The sequence below is a fragment of the Latilactobacillus fuchuensis genome (genome assembly GCF_900258455.1).
GTDB classification, from domain to species: Bacteria; Bacillota; Bacilli; order Lactobacillales; family Lactobacillaceae; genus Latilactobacillus; species Latilactobacillus fuchuensis.
This window is the reverse complement of the sequence record NZ_LT984417.1, coordinates 889,018-910,524: the sequence shown is the minus strand read 5'-3', so window position 1 is coordinate 910,524 and position 21,507 is coordinate 889,018. Positions and strand designations below refer to the sequence as shown.

Annotated in this window: 20 protein-coding genes; 1 reads left to right on the top strand and 19 read right to left on the bottom strand. The window is 43.5% G+C overall.

The features are described 5' to 3' along the window. The 7 genes from opp3b to LFUMFP_RS04225 form a co-directional block, all read right to left on the bottom strand. Complete coding sequence (gene opp3b, locus LFUMFP_RS04255; RefSeq protein WP_025082501.1) at window positions 1-933, bottom strand: oligopeptide ABC transporter permease; 933 nt, start codon at window positions 931-933, stop codon at window positions 1-3. Window positions 934-1,000: 67 nt separating this feature from the next. After that, window positions 1,001-2,644 carry a peptide ABC transporter substrate-binding protein gene (locus LFUMFP_RS04250; protein WP_025082500.1) on the bottom strand — a complete coding sequence of 548 codons (1,644 nt, stop codon included), beginning with the start codon at window positions 2,642-2,644 and terminating at the stop codon, window positions 1,001-1,003. 260 nt (window positions 2,645-2,904) lie between these two features. Beyond that, the gene (acpP, locus tag LFUMFP_RS04245; protein ID WP_025082499.1) at window positions 2,905-3,147 is read right to left on the bottom strand and encodes an acyl carrier protein; all 243 of its coding nucleotides are present in this window, start codon (window positions 3,145-3,147) and stop codon (window positions 2,905-2,907) included. Window positions 3,148-3,293: 146 nt separating this feature from the next. After that, window positions 3,294-4,307 (bottom strand): phosphate acyltransferase PlsX, encoded by a 1,014-nt coding sequence (plsX, locus tag LFUMFP_RS04240; RefSeq protein WP_056950137.1) that lies wholly within the window; start codon window positions 4,305-4,307, stop codon window positions 3,294-3,296. Window positions 4,308-4,327: 20 nt separating this feature from the next. After that, window positions 4,328-6,364, bottom strand: coding sequence for an ATP-dependent DNA helicase RecG (gene recG / locus LFUMFP_RS04235; RefSeq protein ID WP_106483100.1), 2,037 nt, complete (start codon window positions 6,362-6,364; stop codon window positions 4,328-4,330). Window positions 6,365-6,436: 72 nt separating this feature from the next. After that, entirely contained in the window at window positions 6,437-8,107 is a 1,671-nt protein-coding gene (locus LFUMFP_RS04230; RefSeq protein ID WP_106483099.1) for a DAK2 domain-containing protein, read from the bottom strand. A gap of 62 nt (window positions 8,108-8,169) precedes the next feature. Continuing rightward, window positions 8,170-8,532, bottom strand: a complete 363-nt coding sequence (locus tag LFUMFP_RS04225) for an Asp23/Gls24 family envelope stress response protein (protein WP_025082497.1) — start codon at window positions 8,530-8,532, stop codon at window positions 8,170-8,172. A gap of 323 nt (window positions 8,533-8,855) precedes the next feature. Here LFUMFP_RS04225 and rpmB point away from each other — a divergent pair, with 323 nt between their 5' ends. Next, window positions 8,856-9,041 carry a 50S ribosomal protein L28 gene (gene rpmB, locus LFUMFP_RS04220; RefSeq protein ID WP_025082496.1) on the top strand — a complete coding sequence of 62 codons (186 nt, stop codon included), beginning with the start codon at window positions 8,856-8,858 and terminating at the stop codon, window positions 9,039-9,041. Between the two features lie 268 nt (window positions 9,042-9,309). On the opposite strand, the gene LFUMFP_RS04215 is transcribed toward rpmB, so the two are convergent. The 12 genes from LFUMFP_RS04215 to LFUMFP_RS04160 all read right to left on the bottom strand — a co-directional run bounded on the left by LFUMFP_RS04215 (window position 9,310) and on the right by LFUMFP_RS04160 (window position 21,391). Continuing rightward, a complete protein-coding gene (locus LFUMFP_RS04215) occupies window positions 9,310-9,960 on the bottom strand; it encodes a thiamine diphosphokinase (RefSeq protein ID WP_025082495.1) in 651 nt (216 codons plus the stop codon). Next, a complete protein-coding gene (rpe, locus tag LFUMFP_RS04210) occupies window positions 9,947-10,609 on the bottom strand; it encodes a ribulose-phosphate 3-epimerase (protein ID WP_025082494.1) in 663 nt (220 codons plus the stop codon). The genes LFUMFP_RS04215 and rpe overlap by 14 nt, the downstream gene beginning before the upstream one ends. 19 nt (window positions 10,610-10,628) lie before the next feature. Then, complete coding sequence (rsgA, locus tag LFUMFP_RS04205; protein ID WP_025082493.1) at window positions 10,629-11,528, bottom strand: ribosome small subunit-dependent GTPase A; 900 nt, start codon at window positions 11,526-11,528, stop codon at window positions 10,629-10,631. 28 nt (window positions 11,529-11,556) lie between these two features. Further along, window positions 11,557-13,428, bottom strand: coding sequence for a Stk1 family PASTA domain-containing Ser/Thr kinase (gene pknB, locus LFUMFP_RS04200; protein ID WP_056950139.1), 1,872 nt, complete (start codon window positions 13,426-13,428; stop codon window positions 11,557-11,559). After that, window positions 13,425-14,171 carry a Stp1/IreP family PP2C-type Ser/Thr phosphatase gene (locus tag LFUMFP_RS04195; RefSeq protein WP_025082492.1) on the bottom strand — a complete coding sequence of 249 codons (747 nt, stop codon included), beginning with the start codon at window positions 14,169-14,171 and terminating at the stop codon, window positions 13,425-13,427. Before LFUMFP_RS04195 ends, pknB begins: the two co-directional genes overlap by 4 nt. 21 nt (window positions 14,172-14,192) lie before the next feature. Further along, entirely contained in the window at window positions 14,193-15,536 is a 1,344-nt protein-coding gene (gene rsmB, locus LFUMFP_RS04190) for a 16S rRNA (cytosine(967)-C(5))-methyltransferase RsmB (RefSeq protein ID WP_025082491.1), read from the bottom strand. Next, window positions 15,529-16,485 carry a methionyl-tRNA formyltransferase gene (fmt, locus tag LFUMFP_RS04185; protein WP_056950142.1) on the bottom strand — a complete coding sequence of 319 codons (957 nt, stop codon included), beginning with the start codon at window positions 16,483-16,485 and terminating at the stop codon, window positions 15,529-15,531. Before fmt ends, rsmB begins: the two co-directional genes overlap by 8 nt. 18 nt (window positions 16,486-16,503) lie before the next feature. Continuing rightward, the gene (gene priA, locus LFUMFP_RS04180; protein ID WP_056950145.1) at window positions 16,504-18,918 is read right to left on the bottom strand and encodes a primosomal protein N'; all 2,415 of its coding nucleotides are present in this window, start codon (window positions 18,916-18,918) and stop codon (window positions 16,504-16,506) included. 12 nt (window positions 18,919-18,930) lie between these two features. Further along, a complete protein-coding gene (coaBC, locus tag LFUMFP_RS04175) occupies window positions 18,931-20,133 on the bottom strand; it encodes a bifunctional phosphopantothenoylcysteine decarboxylase/phosphopantothenate--cysteine ligase CoaBC (RefSeq protein ID WP_025082490.1) in 1,203 nt (400 codons plus the stop codon). Between the two features lie 90 nt (window positions 20,134-20,223). Further along, window positions 20,224-20,481 carry a DNA-directed RNA polymerase subunit omega gene (gene rpoZ, locus LFUMFP_RS04170; RefSeq protein WP_025082489.1) on the bottom strand — a complete coding sequence of 86 codons (258 nt, stop codon included), beginning with the start codon at window positions 20,479-20,481 and terminating at the stop codon, window positions 20,224-20,226. 3 nt (window positions 20,482-20,484) lie between these two features. Then, the gene (gmk, locus tag LFUMFP_RS04165; protein WP_025082488.1) at window positions 20,485-21,096 is read right to left on the bottom strand and encodes a guanylate kinase; all 612 of its coding nucleotides are present in this window, start codon (window positions 21,094-21,096) and stop codon (window positions 20,485-20,487) included. 70 nt (window positions 21,097-21,166) lie between these two features. After that, entirely contained in the window at window positions 21,167-21,391 is a 225-nt protein-coding gene (locus LFUMFP_RS04160) for a YdbC family protein (RefSeq protein WP_025082487.1), read from the bottom strand. Window positions 21,392-21,507: the final 116 nt, after the last annotated feature.

Genomic DNA, 21,507 nt, shown 5'->3' with positions numbered 1-21,507 from the left:
TTAGTTGGCCCCCTTTTCACTTAATCGAATTCTTGGATCGATAATGCCGTATAGAATATCAACGACTAAGATAATCACCATTAATAAGAATGAATAGAAAATCGTCAAGCCCATGATGGTTGGATAATCGTTGGTCATAATTGATTTCACGAATTGTTCCCCAATCCCAGGAATGGAGAAGATATTTTCAACAACCAATGACCCCGTCATGAGGTTGACAGCCATTGGTCCGATAATCGTCACGACCGGAATCATTGAATTCCGTAGGGCGTGTTTAGCCACTGTTTGCCATCTAGAATTCCCTTTGGCTTTGGCTAATTCGATGTAATCACTGCTCAAAACATCCACCATTTCAGTCCGCATGAACCGGGCCGTATTAGCCAGTGGCGCGACCGCTAAGGCCAACGTCGGTAAAATACTTGATGAGAAGCCGTCCCATAAAGCGATTGGGAACATCTGTAATTTGAAGGCTAAGAAGAATTGAAGTAAAACGGCCAAAACAAAGTTAGGAATTGAAATCCCTAAGATTGAAAAGAACGTTGCGACCCCATCCACCCAGGTATTCTTCCGAATGGCAGCGACAGCCCCTAATAAAATCCCTAAACCAGAACCCAGAATCATCGCTTGGGCCCCAATTTGTAAGGAAGGTGCTAAACGTGACATGATTAATCCCAAGACCGGTTGGTTATTAAATTGGAAGGAAGTTCCAAAATCACCGTGCAATAAACCAACAATGTAGATCCAATATTGTTCTAGAATCGGTTTATTTAACCCGTATTGTTCATTCATAATCCGCAATTGATCCGCACTTAATTTTTCTTGATTCGTGTACGGTGTCCCGGGCATTAACTTCATCATGAAGAACGTGACTGAAGCAACAATGAACAGGGTTAAAACTAGATAGCATATTCGTTTAATTAGATATTTAGTCATATGATTGCTCCTAACAAAAACGGGCTTCATTGTTTTTCAACGCCGAAACCCATTTTATAAAGTCGTTTTATTTTTTTAAATAAAGTGAGACATTATTGTAACTACCAGATGGGCCATAGTCTAACCCTTTGACATTGGCATTCGTTAAGTACGCGACACCTGATTGGTACAATGGAATGACCCCTGATTCAGTATTCATAATATCTTGTGCTTTTAATAGGTTTTGCCATCTAGCCGTTGGGTTATTGGCATTGGTTGTTTTACTTGCTTTAATTTGTGCGTCATATTCTGTATTACTCCAGTGACCATTATTGTTATCGCCACCAGTCACGAATAAATCTAAGAACGTAATTGGATCTGGGAAATCAGCGCTCCAAGCACTGACAACCATATCGAAATCGCCACTATCTGAACGTGTTAGACGAGTCTTAAATGGCACGTTCGCTAATGTAACTTTCAAGCCTGGTAAATATTTTTCAAGCGTATTTTGTAAATATTCTGATTGTTTCTTCGACGTATCTGTATCGTCACCAACCATTGTATAATCAAAGGTTTTACCAGTTTGGCCTAATTCAGCTAAACCTTCTTTCCAAAGTTTAGTCGCTTCCTTTGGATTGTAAGTTGCATTTTTAGTCCCTTCAGTACTTAATTCACTCGTAAAGTCTTTCTTAGTCGTTGGATCAAATGACATATCTTTAGGTGTGACAGATGCAATTGGTTTCGAACCATCCCCTAAGACTTGTGAAACGAGTTCTTTACGATTAATCGTCATCGAAATGGCTTGTCTAATCTTAGCATTCTTGAAGATTGGATTTTTATCTTGATTTAATTGCATATAGAACGTTGCTGATTTTGGTAATGTTGAATAATCAGGATCATTCTTCATTTGTTTAGCCGTATCGCCGCTGATTGCTGTCCGGTCAACTTTGTTACTTTGGAATAAATTCAAAGCCGTTGAAGCGTCTTTAACCACTTGGTATTTCAAGTTCTTGACTTTAACGTCTTTGGCATTCCAGTAATTCGTATTCTTGACTTCGGTCCAAGAACTATCCGGGCCATTCCAGTTAGATAACTTGTAAGGGCCGTTGAAAACTAATGTCTTAGAATTTGTTCCGTAAGCTTTACCCGCTTTTTCAACGGCTGCTTTATAAACTGGGAAGAAAGTTGAGCTGGTCATTAACTGACTGAAGTATGGAATTGATTTATCTAAAGTAATCACCAAGGTGTGCGCATCTTTAGCTTCAATCCCTAATGTATCAACTGCTTTTTTGCCGGCTGTGATATCCGTTGCATTCTTGATACCTTCATAGATGTAAGCATATTGTGATCCGACTTTCGGATTAACGACCCGTTGCCAAGCGTAAACAAAATCTGAGGCAGTCAAGGCTTTACCGTTACTCCATTTCGCATCTTTACGGAGCGGAATCGTGTACGTTAAACCATTGTTGGTTGGTTTAACCACCTTAGTCGCAATCGCTGGTTTAACCGTCTTACCTTCATAACGGTAAAGACCTTCCATCGTGTCCGTTAAAGCTTGCGCACCGATTACATTGGTATTTAATGCTGAATCCATCGTGGAAATCACATCGCTTGTCGTAAACGTCACCGTATCGGTTGACGCCTCCTTACTCCCTGATGAACCACACGCTGCTAATAAGACCGTAATGGCCAATGTTGTTACCCCTAACACCAAACTCTTTTCTCGTCTCATATGGACACTCCCTTCAGTTGTTAAAAATAATAATACCTGAATAAAAATGAAAAGTAAATAAGAAAGATTAAATTTCTCTAATTTATTTTTACTATCAAATCAACGTCCGTGTTTAGCTAATTAGAAAAAGGCCGTTATAATAACGGTTATTATGTGAATACACTCATTTATAATCATCGTTTACTCATTTTGAAAATAGGCACAAAAAAAGCTTAACGTCTGAATCCTTAGATTCAGACGTTAAGCTTTTTTCGATTAGATTATTTTGTCTTTGTTTTGATATAAGCGACGGCATCCGCAACTGTTGCGATTTTTTCAGCTTCTTCATCTGGGATTTCGGCACCAAATGTGTCTTCCAATTCCAAAACGAATTCAACAACATCAATTGAATCAGCGTCTAGGTCTTTTTTAAAATTTAATTCGTTAGTAATTTGATCTTTATTTAATTCAAAACGATCGACAATAATATCCGCAATCTTATCAAAGATTTCTTGTTCATTCATGTTAAAACCTCCAAAAATTGAAACACTTTCGTACCTAAGCATTATCGGTATTCAGTGATTATACCTAACTTTATAGGCCGTTTCAAGTAAACTGTTTTAGCCCGCGAAGTCCATTGTAGTCCCTTTGACTCAGCTTGTCTAGCTAATTATTTAGTTTCATCTGAGACCTTTTTTTGATCAAAATAATCAATCACTTTTTGGACCGTTTGATTGGCCAACATCGTATGAATCTGTTTGACCGTATAATAGACGGTTTGTGCATCAGCAGCCCCGTGCGCCTTGATGACGGGGGCTTTTAAACCTAGTAAAACAGCGCCACCGTAAATCGAGGTATCGAACTTAGTTTTAATTTGACCGACGCTGCCTTTTAATAAAAGTCCGCCGATTTTTTCTTTAACGCCCGCATCCATAATCGCGTGTTTAACTTGCGACATCACGATGGTTGCAGTTCCTTCAATCGCCTTTAAAGTCGCGTTGCCGGTAAAACCGTCAGTCACGACGACATCCGCTAAGCCTTTTAATAGATCATTGGCTTCAATATTCCCGATGAAGTTCAAATCAGGATCATCCGCTAGTAATTGATGGGCTGCTTTGTGCAACTCATCGCCCTTACTCGCTTCAGTCCCGTTGTTTAATAGCGCAATCCGCGGATTCGCAATTCCACGGACATCTTGCGCGTAAAAATTACCCATCAAACCGTATTGATGTAAATGTTCTGGTTTCGCTTCGGCATTCGCACCAACGTCTAACATATTAAAACCATCTTCTGAATTAATGGAAGGCAGCGTGGGCATCAACCCTGGCCGATCAATGCCTTTGACCCGACCAATGATGAATAATCCGGCTGCCAACAACGCCCCAGTATTGCCTAATGAGAATAACGCGTCGGCTTCGCCAGCTTTAACCGCTTGGGCGGCTAAGACCATTGAGGCTTGTTTCTTACGGCGAATCGCACGAACTGGTTCATCATCGCCAGCAATCTTTTCAGTCGTGTGAACGATTGACAGTTGCGCCATATCAGGTAGGAGTGGTTTAATCTGGGCTTCATCACCGTATAAAATAAAATCAAGGTCTTTAAATTCTGAACGCGCCTGTAAAACCCCTTCAATCACTGCTTGTGGCGCAAAATCGCCGCCCATTGCATCAACTGCAATTTTCATATCAATTCCTCTTTTCATCACTAATCTAATGTTAAATAATTTTGTTGTTGTTGCGCTAGGTATTGCTTCAAAGTTGGATAGTGGGTCAAATCTGGATCGGTGGTAAAAATCTTTTGAACCGCTTGTTGGGCCACTTGCAGACTCGCGAAATCAGCAATCGGATCGCCGACCTTAAAAGTCGGTACGCCTGATTGTTGATGACCAAAGACTTCCCCTGGTCCCCGCAACTCTAAATCTTTTTGAGCCACAACGAACCCGTCATTGGTTTCGGTCATAATCGTCATCCGATCGATGCCCTGTTGATTTTTAGGATCGGCAACCAGCAAACAATAGGCTTGTTTCTTGCCCCGTCCAACCCGGCCGCGTAATTGATGGAGCTGCGCCAAACCAAAACGGTCGGCATCAAAAATTAACATGACGGTTGCATTCGGTACATCAACCCCAACTTCGACGACGGTCGTCGAAACCAATAATTGAATCTGATTCTCTGAGAAAGCCGTCATAATCCGGTTCTTCTCATCATCTTTCAACTTGCCATGGAGCAAAGCAACTTGGTAGTCCGGCGCAAACCGTTCGGATAGTTTGGCGTAAATTTCTTCCGCATTTTTAAGATCCATCTGTTCTGATTCAGCAATTAACGGCGTAATCGCAAAGACTTGGGAATGTTGGGCTAATTGCGTGCCGACAAAGCTCAACGCCTGTTCAACTTGGTTACTCCGCACCCAACTGGTTTCAATTGGAACTCGGCCCTTCGGTAATTCATCGATTGTTGAAACATCCATCTCACCGTACGCGGTAATTGCCAAAGTCCGTGGAATGGGGGTGGCAGTCATCGCTAAGACGTCCGGTTGTAACCCTTTTTCACGCAGAATCCGGCGTTGGTTGACGCCGAAACGATGTTGTTCATCAATCACCGCAAAACCCAACCGTTGATAATTAACCGCATTTTGAATCAACGCGTGGGTGCCGACGATCATGTTAATCCGGCCATTCTCAATATCGGCTAATAATGGCCGGCGTTCTTTAGCCGTGATTGACCCGGTCAATAAACCGACCGTGACGTTCATCGGCGCAAATAATTGCTTTAATTTTTGATAATGTTGTTCCGCTAAGATTTCAGTGGGCACCATTAACGCCGCTTGGTAGCCGGCCGTAACCGCCGCAAACATCGTAATGGCTGCGACAATCGTTTTCCCAGAACCAACATCGCCTTGTAGTAAACGGTTCATGTGCGTGGGCGATTTTAAATCTAAACAAATTTCGTTGACCACCCGTTTTTGGGCCGCGGTTAATTCAAATGGTAACGTCTGGATAAATTCTTTTAACGCTGCGTTCTGATAATGCAGTGCCAAGCCGTTAGCGACATGGCGTTCCGATTGCTTAATCGATTGTAATTGTAATTGATATAAGAAGAATTCGTGAAAAATGGCCGTTCGTCGTGCTTGTTTAGCTTCCGGATAAGTTTCTGGAAAATGCATCCCCGCAATTAGGGCTTGTTCGTTGACTAACTTGTACTGCTGGCGTAATGCCTCAGGAATTAATTCCGGAATAACCGCTTGATACTTCTCGTAGGCTTCTTTAATCAGTTTAACCAATGTGCCTTGTTGGACACTTTTATTCACCGAATAAATCGCCGCAAACGACGGGTTATCGGCCGATTGGACCGCTAAGACCTTCATCCCAGTTAACGTATGTCGTTTTGCATCCCATTTGCCATAAATGGCGACATCGACGCCGGTTTCAAATTTATCCTTCAAATACGGTTGATTGAAAAACGTCACCATCACGACATCGTGTTCAACTAAGATCCGGACGTTTAGACGCGTTTTACCGGGGCCCCAGCGACTAATCACTGGTTCGGCAACAACGGTCCCTTTTAAAGTCACTTTTTCCTGATCGGCAGCTTCGGCCAAATCCTTGACCTTTAAATCCTCATAACGGAAGGGAAAATAGTACAGTAAATCACTTATATTCTGGATACCCAGTTGACCAAGCGCGGTTAAGCGTTTGGGGCCAACCCCAGTTAACTCAGTGACTGAATCGGTTAACTGCAACATGTCATTCCCTCCTTTTTAGCAAAAAACAGGAATCAGGTCATCATCCTCATTCCTGTTTTTATTTAGATTAAGTTATTCAACTGAGATTAGGTATGGATAAACGGGTTGATGACCTTCATGAATTTCAACTTCCAATTCATCGTCAATCGCCATAACCGCATCACTAATTTGTTCAGCTTCAGTTTGATCGCCATCGGCACCCACAATAATCGTGACAATTTCACTATCGTCATCCAACATGGCTTCAACCATTTGAATGGCTGCATCGAGTCGTTCGGTTGTTGAAACTTTGATTTTGCCGTCGATAATGCCCATGTAATCATCTTTTTTAATTTCAAGGCCGTCTAACGTTGTGTCCCGAATCGATTGCGTGACCTGGCCACTAATGACCGTATCTAGCGCTTCGGTCATCGCCGCTTGGTTATCTTCGATTTCAGCAGACGGGTCAAACGATAACAACGCGGTCATCCCTTGTGCAATCGTCCGACTCTTAACAATTTCGACCGGAATTTCAGCCACTTCAGCCGCTTGTTCAGCTGCCAAGAAAATATTTTTGTTATTAGGGAGTAAAATAACCCGTTTGGCATTAGCTGCGGCAATCGCATCCAAAATATCTTGCGTACTTGGATTCATGGTTTGACCACCACTCAAGATATAAGTTGCGCCTAGACTTCTAAATAATTCAGAAATACCAGACCCCGCGGCAATCGCAATAATCCCATAATCGACGGGTGCTGATTTTTGTGCCACAGCAGCTTGTTGATCATTGTCCACAATGGTTGCGTGTTGAAGACGCATGTTGTCGACTTTAATCTTCATCAATGAACCGAAATGTTGGCCGTAAGCCATTACCGTGCCCGGATGTTCCGTATGCACATGGACTTTGACGACTTCTTCATCGGCCACCACGAGCAGTGAATCACCGACACCGTCTAAATGGTTCCGGAATTCATCGTAATCAAACTCGCGGTCAACGGTTGTCCCGTCGCCTAAAGCGACCATGATTTCGGTACAATAGCCATTTTCGATATCTTCGGTGCCCATTTGAGCCGTTTGATGATGATTGGCGTTGACCATTTCATCCATCTCAGCTTCATCAGGCGTGTATAAATCTTTTTCAGGCGCTTGTCCGGTTAAACCTTCTAAGAAACCTTCATAGATGAAGACTAACCCTTGGCCACCAGAATCTACGACGCCGACTTCTTTTAAGACTGGCAATAATTCAGGCGTTTTTAGGAGCGCTTTTTTAGACCCTTCAACGACGGCAGCAACCACTTCACCGATATCATCGGTTTGACTAGCCACTTTGGCCCCCGCTTTGGCGCCTTCACGTGCAACGGTTAGAATTGTCCCTTCAACGGGTTTCATCACCGCTTTATACGCTGTTTGAACCCCACTGGTGAACGCTTCAGATAAATCCTGAGCTGACAAGGTCGTTTTTTCTTCCATACTCTTTGAAAAGCCACGGAAGATTTGTGAACTAATGACCCCTGAGTTGCCCCGAGCGCCCATTAAAAGGCCCTTGGCTAAACTCTTTGAAAGTTCACCAACTGCTTGATTGCTATTTTCATTAACGGCCTTCGCACCGCTTTGGAACGTTAAACTCATATTGGTCCCAGTATCACCATCTGGCACTGGAAAGACGTTTAAAGAATTGACAAATTCTGCATTTTTAGTTAATCGATGGGCAGCAACCCGCATCATTGCTTGGAACTCTGTTGCTGTAATTTCAGTGACTTTCACGAATGTTCCTCCTCGAACAAAAACAAATAGAACTGGTTTGATTCACCAGCTCCTGATTGATTTTAGTCTTCTAATACGCGTACACCTTGAACATAGATATTAACGGAGTTGGCGCTGACGCCCAACATCGTTTCAAGATTATACTTCACTTTACTTTGAACGTTACGACAAACTTCTGAGATCTTAATCCCATAACCAAGAATGATATAAACGTCAATCGCAACACCGTTATCTTCTTGACGGACAACGACCCCACGGTTATAATTTTCACGGTTTAATATTTCATTTAAATTGTCACGAATCTGATTTTTACTTGCCATGCCGACGATGCCATAGATATCAGTAGCGGCACCACCAACGATAGTTGCAATGACATTATTGGTAATATCGATATCGCCATATTGCGTTTTAATTTTAACAGCCATCAAAATAGCCTCCTTGTGACGTACTTATTATCATTTTAGCATAGCAGACTGGCGTTGCAAAGTAACTCGCCAATAAATTCCGTTTCATTTGGCTTACGCTAGTATCTTACAATCAACGTAATTCTGCAAGTAAAATCGCCCTTTTTTTACCCTGTCAAGTAATTTTCCTTGAAAGAACTCTTGCAATCTATCAACCGTTATGGTAAATTATTTAAGTGAATTGTATAAGCCGGTGTGCATGCATGCAACTATTAAGACTAACTGAAAATCATATTATGTTTCTCGTTAATTCTACCGGCTTTACTAAAAGGAGGAATAAGACCATGGCAAAAGACGTTATTACCGGCCGTAAAACATCATTTGGCAACAAGCGTTCACACGCTTTGAACTCATCTCGTCGTTCTTGGAAGCCAAATTTACAAAAAGTACGTATCTTAGTTGATGGCAAACCTAAACGTGTTTGGGTTTCTGCCCGTGCTTTGAAATCAGGCAAAGTAACTCGCGTTTAATTTCGTTTGTTTAGACTGTCAATTGACAGTCTATTTTTTTGCAAACTGTGACAGAACTCGGTTATCAATTGAGTATCAAGTTGGAAAATCGGATTATCCAGAACTAAGGATAATCCGATTTTTTGATTTGAACGGAGATTGATAGTTCTGGCGCGCGTCAAAAAACGTTTGCTTAATATCAAGATACTGCGACTGATATCACATATTTTTTTGCATTAAAATACCCCAGCGCCGTTTTTAGGCTGCTGGGGTATTTTGAGTTGTTCGACTAATCGGTACTTTGAATCACCGCGACAATCCCGGTTTTAAAATTAAAACGACCGGTCGCACCAATAAATTCATTGCTGGCCCATGAAATTGGGACTTCTGTATCAAAATGGTGCAACGGATATTTCTCATCAATTAAATTTAAATCAGTTGTCGGCGTCAACGGAATAAACGCTAAATACTTTTTATCGACCTCTTTGGCAATTTGATAGTCGCCCGGCAAATAAAAACGAATCGTATTTTGGCTATCCCGCATCTCTAAGCGATTTAAGAACGGTTTAAAGCGTTCTTCCAACGGCATGAATAGATTCGCTAGGAAGTGGTCTAAACGGCCACCAGTCGCACCGTAAATCACGACTTGATCAGCAGCAAGCTCTTCAAGCGCAATTGATAACGCCAATTGGGTATCCGTTTCATCTTTTTCGGCTTGAACCGCCCGAATGTCCCCGACTTGTTCCTGAACCTGTTGCCGTTCAGCTGGTGTTAATGAATCAAAATCACCCACGGCAACTGTCGGCACAATCCCCTTTTGTAATAGACGCCAAGTCCCCCGATCAGCAGTCACCCACTGACCGGTAATTTGAGTTGGTTTTTGTAACTCTGGTGCCCATTGTTCAATTGGCCCGCCCGCTAATAAATTAACGCGCTTCATTGGCTGCCTTCTTTAAAAGCGCAATCCGTTCCGTTAAATCACCCGCAAATGTGTATGAACCAGCGACAAAAATATCAGCCCCCGCTTGCGCGCAAGCGGCGATTGTTTGGTCGTTGACCCCGCCGTCGACTTCGATTTGATAAGTCGCATCAGCATGCTGATCACGATAAGCAGCCAATTCACTCACTTTGGTCAACATCGCTGGAATGAATTTTTGACCCCCAAAGCCAGGATTAACCGTCATCACTAAAACTTGATCGACTAACGGTAAGACCGCTTCGATATAACTAACCGGTGTCCCAGGATTGATGACCACGCCGGCTTTAACCCCAGCATCTTTAATCATTTGTAAACCACGGTATAGGTGCTTTGTGGCTTCCGCATGAATCATAATCAAATCCGAACCCGCTTGCGCGAATTGTTCGATGTAGCGTTCTGGTTGTTCAACCATCAAATGGACATCTAAGACCAGCTTCGTCAGTGGCCGGATGCCAGAAACAACTTGCGCGCCAAATGACATATTCGGGACAAACATGCCATCCATAATATCGACGTGCAATAAATCTGCGCCAGCCGCTTCCAAATTTTGAACATCTCGTTGTAAATTCATAAAATCTGCGCTTAAAATTGACGGTGCGATTTGTGTCATCTGTCTAACTTCCATTCTTTTATGATTTTGATTTTTTATAAACGGGGCGTAAATCCTTTAATTCAGCTCTAAATTGTAAATAATTATCGTAACGACTCCGCAAAATTTGACCCGCTTCCAGGGCTTCTTTAACGGCACATTTCGGTTCCATCACGTGTTGACAGGTTCTAAACTTACACCCTTGACCGATTTCACGGAATTCCGGAAAACGATCAACCAAGGTCTCACTTGTGACGTCTAACAATCCTAACGATGAAAATCCGGGTGTATCACCGACTAATCCGCCATTAATTGGAATCAATTCAATATGCCGCGTCGTATGTTTCCCACGATTCAGACTTTTGGAAATTTCAGCCGTGGCCAAATTTAATTTAGGTTCAATATGGTTTAACAAGGTTGATTTACCCGCACCGGTTTGACCGGTAAAGACCGTCGTTTGATTCGCAAAGGTCGCTTCGATTGCAGCAATCGTTTCAGCTGTAAAAGCGGTCCGCGGTGCAAATATCCGGTAACCAATTGACGCGTAATAATCCAACGATACTTTAATTTGGGCGTACAATTCATCCGAAATCAAATCGGTTTTGGTTAAATAAACGGTCCCTTGAACGTTTAAACTTTCCAAATAAATTAGAAAACGATCCAAAAGATTTAATGAAAAAGCCGGTTCAACCGCTGACATAATCACCACTACTTGATTAATATTCGCAATCGGTGGTCGAATCATTTCATTTTGGCGTTCTAAAATTTCAAGAATGTAGCCTTCACTTTGTTCTTTACTTTCGAATTCAACGAAATCCCCGACTAGCGGTGTGATTTTACGCTTCCGAAAATTACCGCGCGCCCGCGTACGATAGATCTGTTGACCACTTTGTACCTCGTAAAACCCACTGAGGGCTTTAATAATCTGTCCGGTCTGCAATAGGCCACCTCCGAATATTAATCGCTATTTATTTTTTGACTGTTGCTTGACTCGCTGAACTCGATTCAGTGCCGCTAGGCTGGCTACTCGTTTCGCTTGGTTCTGATTCGCTACTACTCGATTCACTACTACTTTCTGATTCACTACTGCTGCTCGAAGGTGTTTCACTCACTGATTCTGAAGGTTGCACGGCTGGTGCTCGCGGTCCTTTGGATAACACAACATTGAGACGGTCGCCCGCTTGGACCATCGTCCCGCTAGCAGGCGATTGGCGAATCACTAAACCGGTTTGAATGCTCGTCGAATATTCCTCTGAGAAAGTCACCATTAACCCGGCTTCGGCTGCATAATCTTGAACCGCTTGTTGCGTGTAATCACTTAAATCACGGACGGCAAAGGTTGGTTTCCCACTGCTGACGGTTAACGTAATCGTTGTTTTGCTAGGGACGACGTTTTTACCGGCATCAATACTTTGATTCAAAATAGTCCCCGCATCAACCGTCGTCGAACTTTGATACTTGCGTTTAACGGTTAAACCTTTTTGTCGTAATTGCCGACTCACATCGCTATAAACTTGATCTGTGTAATCCTTAATTCGATATTTTTTCTGACCTGTGCTGACGGTTAAATCAACGGTACTACCTGATTTAACCCGTAAGCCTTTGACCGGTGTGGATCGAATCACGTGGCCACTATCATATTGATTACTAGCCGTTTTTTGAATCGTACCGACCTTTAAATTTTTATCGGTCAACACATCTTCAGCGTTTTGTTGCGTCATATCAGTCAAATCGGGCACGCTGACCTCGCTACCTTGGATTGCGTAAGCACCAACCGTCCCCAGTAGCACCAATAGGGCAACGCCGATGCCAATCAACCACCATTTTTTCTTCTTGCTCATCTTAGACTTCTTAGCTTTTTTGGCGTTTGATTCAGCCGGCTTAGCCGCTGTCGCTTCAGTCACCTGTTCCGCTTGATCCGTCTGAGTAAGCCCTTCTGGATCGAGCGCCGGAATCACCTTGGTTTCTCCCAAATCGCTAGCCTTATTCGGCACAAATTTCGGCTCGTGTGCGCGACTAGCCGATAAGGATGTCGCTAAATCCGCCGCCATAATCTTGACGCCGCTATACCGTTCATCAGGATCCTTAGCGGTCGCTTTTAAGACCACGTTTTCCAATGCTTGCGGAATTCGCGGATCATAATTGCGAACCGGTGGGACTTCATTTTGAAAATGTTTAATCGCAATCGAAACCGCCGATTCGCCTTCAAACGGCACCATACCGGTCAATAATTCGTATAGAATAATCCCCAACGAATAAATATCGGAACGTTTGGTCGCCATTGAACCACGCGCTTGTTCTGGTGATAAATAATGAACAGAACCCAACAACGTGTTGGTCTGAGTCATCGCGGTTTCGCTTAACGCAATCGCAATCCCAAAATCGCTAATTTTCACGTTGCCCGCTTCATCGACCAAAATATTTTGGGGTTTTAAATCACGATGAATAATATTGTGATCGTGGGCGTTTTGAACGGCGGATAAAATCTGCGCCATAATATCGATCACCCGTTGGTAGGGAATCGGAAAATGTTCAACGATGTATTTCTTCAAATCCGCCCCTTGAACGTATTCCATGACGATGTATTGCATACTATTTTCTTCGCCCACATCATAAATACTAACGATGTTGGGATGATTCAATTCGGTAGTCGATAGTGCTTCGCGTTTAAAACGGCGCACCGTATTAGGATCGTTGCGTAAATCTAAACGCAAGACTTTAACCGCGACTTGGCGGTCTAAAATCAAATCTTGGGCTAAATAAACGTTCGCCATCCCACCTTCACCGATTGGTCGAATAATTTGATAGCGACCGCTCACCGCATAACCTGGTTCCATCATATCGGTTGCACCTCGCGATCACGGTGTAAAATCAGCGCAGTGATATTATCTAAACCACCAGCTTGATTCGCTTGTTCAATCAATGACTGACACTTTTCGTCCAACGTTGTGTCGGCTAATAACGTCGTTTTAAGTTGTTGATCATCGACCATGTTGGTTAAACCATCGGTACAGAGTAATAAATAATCATCTGGTTCAAATTCATAAATCGTCACATCGGCATCGACATCTTGTGAAACGCCTAATGTGCGCGTAATAATATTTTTTTGTGGATGATGCCGAGCCGCTTCTTCGGTTAATTCACCTTGTTTGACTAATTCGTTGACCAATGAATGATCTTCCGTCAACTGTTGCAACTGCTGGTGACGCAACCGGTAGACCCGGCTATCACCGATATTGGCCACTAGATAATTCCGCCCCGAAATTAGGACCGCCACTAAGGTCGTGCCCATCCCGGTTAGATCATCATATTGATTTGCCTTGGTTAAAATATGTTGGTTTTCTTTTTGAAGTTCAAAAATTAACCACTTAACCATCGCTTCGATATCGGTATCATTCGTCCGTTCGAATTCGTAACCAATGTGCGAGACTGCCATTTCAGAAGCCACATCGCCACCTAGATGACCGCCCATTCCGTCTGCGACAATCGCAAACTGAGCGCCTTTTTTATTCGTATAAAATCCGACATAATCTTGATTGTTTTGACGTTGTTGACCAACATCCGTTCGATACGCTACTTCCATAGAAATCACCTCAATTAAAATTTAAGCTTTCCGTTGCAAACAAGCAATAAAAAAGCCGTCTGTTTGATAATCATCTGGATAAATCTGGACAAATGGCGTTGCTTGATTTTGCGTTAATGGTAATTCGAGTGGCACGGGGACGACCGTAAATTCTGGATGTTGCGCCAGAAAGGCCGTTATTACCTGTTGGTTTTCTTCAGGAACGATTGTACAGGTACTATACGTTAATTGCCCACCGACTTTTAAAGTTGGTGCCACCGCGTTTAAAAGCGCAATTTGAATCTTTTGTAGATTGATAAAATCCGCCGGTTGCCGACTATATTTAATTTCGGGTTTCCGTCGCATTAATCCAAGCCCGGAACAAGGGGCATCCACTAGAATTTTATCAAACGTCTCCGCGGCAAATTTCGTGCTAATTTTGCGAGCATCTAACGCTTGGGCTTCAATCACATCTTCGACATGTAACCGTTTGGCATTTTGTTCGATCAAACGGACTTTATGGTCATGGATGTCCAAAGCGACTAAACGACCGCCTTGTTGCGCATCTAAATATGTCGCCATGTGCGTTGACTTACCACCAGGCGCTGCACACGCGTCTAAGACTTGATCCGTCGGTTGAATTTGGAGACTCGGTGCGACCAACATTGAACTTTCATCTTGAATCGTATAGGAACCGGCTTCAAAGGCCGGCCCACTCGCTAGATGGCCGCCTTGAGCGACTAAACCGACCGATGCAATCTGACTAGGCACCAGATTTTCAAACTGTTCTTGTAATTGCGGCAATAAGTCCGCCACCGAATTTAAACGGGTATTGACCCGAATCGAAGCGTTGGCCGGTTGATTAATCGTCGTCAATAATTGCGTTACCTTCTCGATGCCCAAATCAGCTTGTAGTTTTTCAACTAGCCATTCGGGCACACTGTAAGTGATACTCAAGCGTTCTAATGGCGATTCGATTTGGTTTAAATCGGCTAAACCAGTCCGTTGCAAATTCCGTAGAATCGCCGTCACTAATTTAGCGGTGCCAACATGGCCCATTTGTTTGGCGATTTCGGTCGCTTCATAAAAAATCGCATGTTCAGGTACCCGATCCAAATAAACCAGTTGGTAAACAGCCGTCCGTAAAACCTGACGAACCCAAACAGCCATTTTAGTTGGCTTTTGAATGAACGGTTTTAAATAGTAATCCAAGTTGTATTCATGTTGAATGACACCGTAGACTAATTGCGTTAAGAAGCCCGCATCTTGGGGATTTAAATGTTCTTTTTTGATGACCTGGTCTAACGCCAAGTTTGAATAACTTTTTTGTTTGGTAATTGTCGTTAAAATTTCAACGGCTAAATAACGCGGGGTCTTTTTAGGCATCTTGCACCACCACTTGTTGACCGGCTGCTAATTGTTTGCCGACACCGTTAAGATATGATTGCACTGGCATCTTAGCCTTACCAGCGGGTTGAATTTCAGTGATTTTGAGCACGGTCTGGTTGCCGGCCGCGATTTCAAAATCTTTTTTATGAATGGCGACAATCGTGCCGGGTGCAACGTCGGTCGTCGTTTCCGCCACCGTGGCCTGCCAAACTTTCGTCCGTTGACCGTTGATTGGTAACCAAGCCCCTGGTTGTGGCCGTAAAGCCCGAATCTGATTGACTAACGCTTGCGCGGGTTTAGTAATGTCGAGTGCTTCTTCTTCTTTAGTAATGTTATACGCAAACGTCACTTGACTCTCATCTTGCACGGTCCGTGGTGCTGTTTGATCAATAATCGCGGGGAGCGTTTTTAACAATAAATCGCGCCCGACGAAACTGAGCTTATCAAATAACGACCCTGTATCGTCCGTAGCTTCGATTGGAATACTAGCTTGTTCAATCATGTCACCGGCGTCCATTTTCTTAGCCATGTGCATAATCGTAATCCCGATTTCAGAATCACCATTCAATACAGCGTACTGAATAGGGGCCCCACCCCGGTATTTAGGCAATAATGATCCATGAACATTAATGGCGGCAATTTGCGCAGCCGCTAATAATTTACTGGGTAAAAATTGGCCGTAAGCGGCGGTCACGATTAAATCGGGTTGTAAGTCAATGATCGTTGCAAGTTCCGGACTACCACTTAATTTTTCGGGTTGATAGACCGGCAAGTTCAAGCGAACCGCGGCTTCTTTAACGGGTGTTTGTTGCAATACTTGTTTACGACCGACCTTACGATCTGGTTGGGTCACGACTGCTAAGACCTCGTAATCTGCTTGATCCACTAAGGCTTCTAAAATTGGTACTGAAAATTGGGGGGTTCCCATAAAAACGATGGCTGTCATTTAAAATCACTCTCACTTCTAAGTAAATTGTAATGGTTCGTTGTCTAACCCGATTTTAAAGCCGTTGCGGGTGTCAACTTGGGTTGTTTCTAAAATTTCGGCTAATTTAGCCGCTAATTGGGGTTCTTGTTTATATTTAATCACAATTTGGTAAAAATAACGATTATTAATCCGCGCGATTGATTTCGGCGTCGGGCCTAACACAATGGCTTGCTCGGATAAAATCGGCCGTAATTGTTTCGCAATTTGGAAACTCTTCTTAGCGGCTTGAACTTCTTCCGGATGACTAACCGTCAACTGGACCGTAAAATAATACGGCGGATAATTGCCACGATGGCGCACCGCCATTTCATAGCGGAAAAAGCCTTCATAATCGTGCTTTTGCGCAAATTGAATCGCATAATTCTCCGGATTAAACGTCTGAACTAAGACCTGACCGGGTTTGTCCGCCCGACCAGCTCGGCCACTAACTTGCGTTAATAGTTGAAAAGTTCGTTCGCTCGCCCGAAAATCGGGTAAGCCGAGTGCGGTATCGGCGTTGATCACGCCGACTAACGTCACATCGGGAAAATCTAATCCTTTGGCAATCATCTGCGTCCCGAGTAAGATATCCGCTTGGTGGTCACCGAACTGTTTTAATAATTTAGCGTGCGCCCCTTTTTTACGGGTCGTATCGACATCCATTCGGATAATTCGCGCGTCTGGCATCAAGGTTTGTAATTCAGTTTCTACCTTTTGCGTCCCAGTCCCGAAATAACGAATTTGATGGCTTTGACAGTTGGGACAAATCTTTGGAATCGCTTCTTCATGACCACAATAATGGCACTTCATCGAATGCGAATCCATGTGTAACGTCAACGAAATATCACAGTTGGGACATTGTAAGACAAAGCCACAATCCCGACACATCACAAACGATGAAAACCCCCGACGGTTTAACAATAAAACACTTTGTTCACCCTTGGCTATACGCGCCTTAAGAGCCGTCAATAACGGCGCCGAAAAATTAGTCGTTTGTTGTTGCTTGAGCGCTTCACGCATATCAATCAATTCAACTTTGGGCATCGGTTGTTGATTAATCCGTTGCGTTAACTGAATTAACTGATAAACGTGTTTCTGCGCCCGTGCCCGTGATTCTAGTGAAGGCGTTGCACTGCCTAGAATCACCGGACAATGATGATGACGACTCCGCCACAAAGCGACTTCGCGCGCATGGTAACGGGGACTTTCATCTTGTTTATAACTAGCTTCGTGTTCTTCATCCATAATGATGACACCAATATCGGATAAAGGCGCGAAAACGGCTGAGCGTGCGCCCACGACGACTTTAGCTTCTTGACGTTCAATTCGACGCCATTCATCATACTTCTCGCCTTCTGAAAGGCCACTGTGTAAAACCGCCACCAATTCGCCAAACCGTCCTTTGACCCGTTGCACCATCTGCGGGGTCAACGCGATTTCGGGGACTAACATTAGGGCCGTCTTGGCTTGTTTTAAAACGGCTTCAATCGTTTGCAAATAAACTTCCGTCTTACCACTACCGGTGACCCCTTCAAGTAAGAACACTTGATCCGAATCAGCGGTCGCGGCTTGCGTCACTTGTTTAACCGCGGTGGCTTGTTGCGCCGTTAACGCCATTTTCTGCGTCGCCGCAACGGCTTGTTGGTACGGATTTCGATAAGTTTCGACCTTAATTTGGTGCAACCAACCTTTTTGATGACCCACTCGAATATTTTCCCGAGTAAAAGTCGTTTGCTTTAGGACATCCTTTAATAACGGTGGTCTTTGGCCGATTAAACTTTGCACATAGCTAATCAACTGTTGTTGTTTCTTCGCTGATTGGCGCAATCCGGTCCGCGCTTCTTCCAACTGCTCAAACGTTAAGGCCGGTTCGATAGCCGTTAATTCTTTGACTTGGGCGCGATTACCAACGTGGTAAGTCACGCTGACTTTGTCTTGGCGTTGTAACGTCATTAATTGTTTCATTTTATCTGGATCGAGATTTTGATCAAAGGTCAATTCATCGTTATCGTTAAATAAACTCGCTTTGAGGGCCGGCTCAATCTCATCAATTAGGGTGACGGTTTTCGTGTATTTAGCGCGCATCACACTCGGTAACATCGTTTGCAAACAGGTAATTAAAAAGGCGTACGTATTGGTCGCCATCCAACCCGCTAATTGCAATAACTCCGGATTGACGACTGGTTGTAAATCAACTAGTGCCTCTAAAGTTTTAAGTTGTCCCGTAAACTCGGGCTGATCAACGATGGTCACGACAAAGCCCTGAATTTTACGATCACCTTTGCCAAAAGGCACGACCACGCGCATCCCCGGTTTAATCGTATCAACTAATTGATCTGGCACTTGATAATCATACGGGCGATTGGTTTGTAGTGTTGGCACATCAACAATCACCTTAGCAATTTGTGGCATATCACCACTCCTTTATTTTTGAACTTGTGCGATCCGGGTTAAAATCTGGGTCGCAATCGTCACTTTCGTGGTTAATGGCAACTTTTCAGTTGTCCCATCCGCCCACAGTAAGGTAACTTCATTATCGTCGGCATTAAACCCACGATCAGTTTGACTGACGTCATTAGCGACAAGTAAATCAACTTGTTTAGCCGCTAATTTAACTTGCGCGTTGCTGAGTAAGTCATTGGTCTCGGCTGCAAAACCGACTAAGAATTGGGTCGTCTTTTGTTGGCCGAGTGCTGCTAGTATATCCGGATTTTTAGTCAGATTTAATTGAAAATCAGTTTGATTGACCTGTTTTTTAATCTTTTGTGGCGCATATTGAACGGGTTTAAAGTCGGCAACGGCCGCCGCCATCACCACGATGTTCGCTTGGTCGTAAACCGCTTGAACTGCACCTTGGAGTTCAGCCGCCGTTTGCACGTAAATCACCCGTTCCAATTGCGCTGGCACGGCTAATTCAGGGCGCGTGCTAATTAAAATCACTTTGGCCCCTAACATTGCGGCCACTTGCGCGACTGCATACCCCATTTTACCAGAAGAACGGTTCCCAATAAAACGAACTGGGTCTAACGGTTCAGTCGTGCCGCCAGCGGTGACAACCACCACTTGGTCTTTCAACAGTTGTGGTGTTAGCAAACGCGTTGCTTGCGCCACAATCTGCGCTTCTTCTGGAAAGCGACCTTGACCATTGTAGCCTTCCGCTAAAAAACCAGTCGCCGGTTGCATCACGGTTAACCCATCGGTGACTAACTGTTGCACATTACGTTGAGTCGCTGGATTCAGCCACATATGTTCATTCATCGCTGGCACGATTAATTTAGGGGCGGTCGTCGCTAGTAACGCGGTCGTCACAAAATCATCGGCAAGTCCGTTGGCCAGCTTGGCCAGCACATTGGCCGTCGCGGGTGCCACGATGGCCAGATCTGACCAATCGGCTAAATGAATATGGGCGACTTGATCGGGTTGGTCAACGGCAAATAAATCCGTTAATACCGGTCGTTTGGTGAGCGTCGCAAACGTTAATGGTGTCACAAACTCTGTGGCTGATTGGGTCATCGCCACTTGGACCGTTGCGCCCGCTTTAATCAGTTGACGAACTAAACCGGCCACTTTATAGACCGCAATCCCACCGGTCACATAGACGGCAATCTTTTGATTAGCTAACGACATTCTAAAACCCCCTAAAATTAAAAAAACCGCATTTCAAGTTCAACATCCATCGATGAATAAACTAAAAATGCAGGTTTTCTCTAATTATTCTTATTCGCCATCTTTTTGAGCGAGCTTATCCATTTTTTCAGCATCTTTTTCAAGCATCAATGAATCAGGATCGATAATGACATTTCCAGCAGCAATTTCTTCCATTGCCATCCCAACCGATTTTGGTGATTGGTATTCAGATAACATCTTCATGTCACCTGCTTCGATTTCGTGAGCTCGTTTGCTAGCTAAAACCGCTAATGAATAACGTGAGTTAACATTTTCTAATAATTTATCAATTGAAGGATATACAATCATGTTTTAGTCCCCTATCATTTTTTTATATAAATCGATGACCCGTGGCACACGTAGATGTTCGCCTTCGATAATCTTTTCAATCCGTTTAACCGCATTGGGAATTTCGTCGTTCACAACTGCGTAGTCGTAGTTTTCCATCATCTTGATTTCATCAGCAGCTTTGTGCATCCGCTTATCAATCGTTGCTTGATCGTCAGTGCCGCGTTTTTGAATCCGATTGCGGAGTTCCAACAAATCAGGCGGTGTTAAGAAAATAAAAACGCCATCCGGACATTTGTCCCGAACTTGCATGGCCCCTTGGACTTCAATCTCTAATAAAACGTCCCGACCAGCGTCCAACGTTTGGTTGACGTACTTCATCGGTGTACCGTAATAATTATCGACATATTGCGCATACTCTAGCATACCATCATTTGCAATTTCTTGCTCGAATTCTTCTTTACTGACAAAATAATAATCAACACCATCTTGTTCGCCTGGTCTTGGTTTCCGAGTCGTCATTGAAACTGAATAATGAAAGTCACGAAATTCATCTTCTAGCATCGCTTGACGAACGGTCCCTTTACCTACACCTGATGGACCCGATAAAACGATCAACATTCCTCGATTGGACATCTGCGCAATTCCCTCTTCTTCATAAAATAGTTATATTCTATTTTGCACTATTTTTCGCTTAATATCAAGTCTACTTTACGTTCATTTCATCTAAAATTAAACGAAGTTGTGCGATTTCATCATTTGTCAGGGTGACACCCTTGCCCATCTTCTCGTGATTGGGGGCCCAATCCCGTAAATCAAACTTTGGTTCTCGACCATTCCAAGCAATTAAATTCAGTTCTTTTTGCCAGCCCGCCTTATTTTGACTCAACACACCGATTTCTGCTTTAATCTCATATTCAATATTAGCCATCTTATCACCCTTTTTCTGTTTGGTGAATTTTATAATGAAGTTAGCCACCGCTAACTAAAAAACGCCACGTGAATTTCATGTTATATTGAAGTTACCACTAACTTTCAATAGACAAG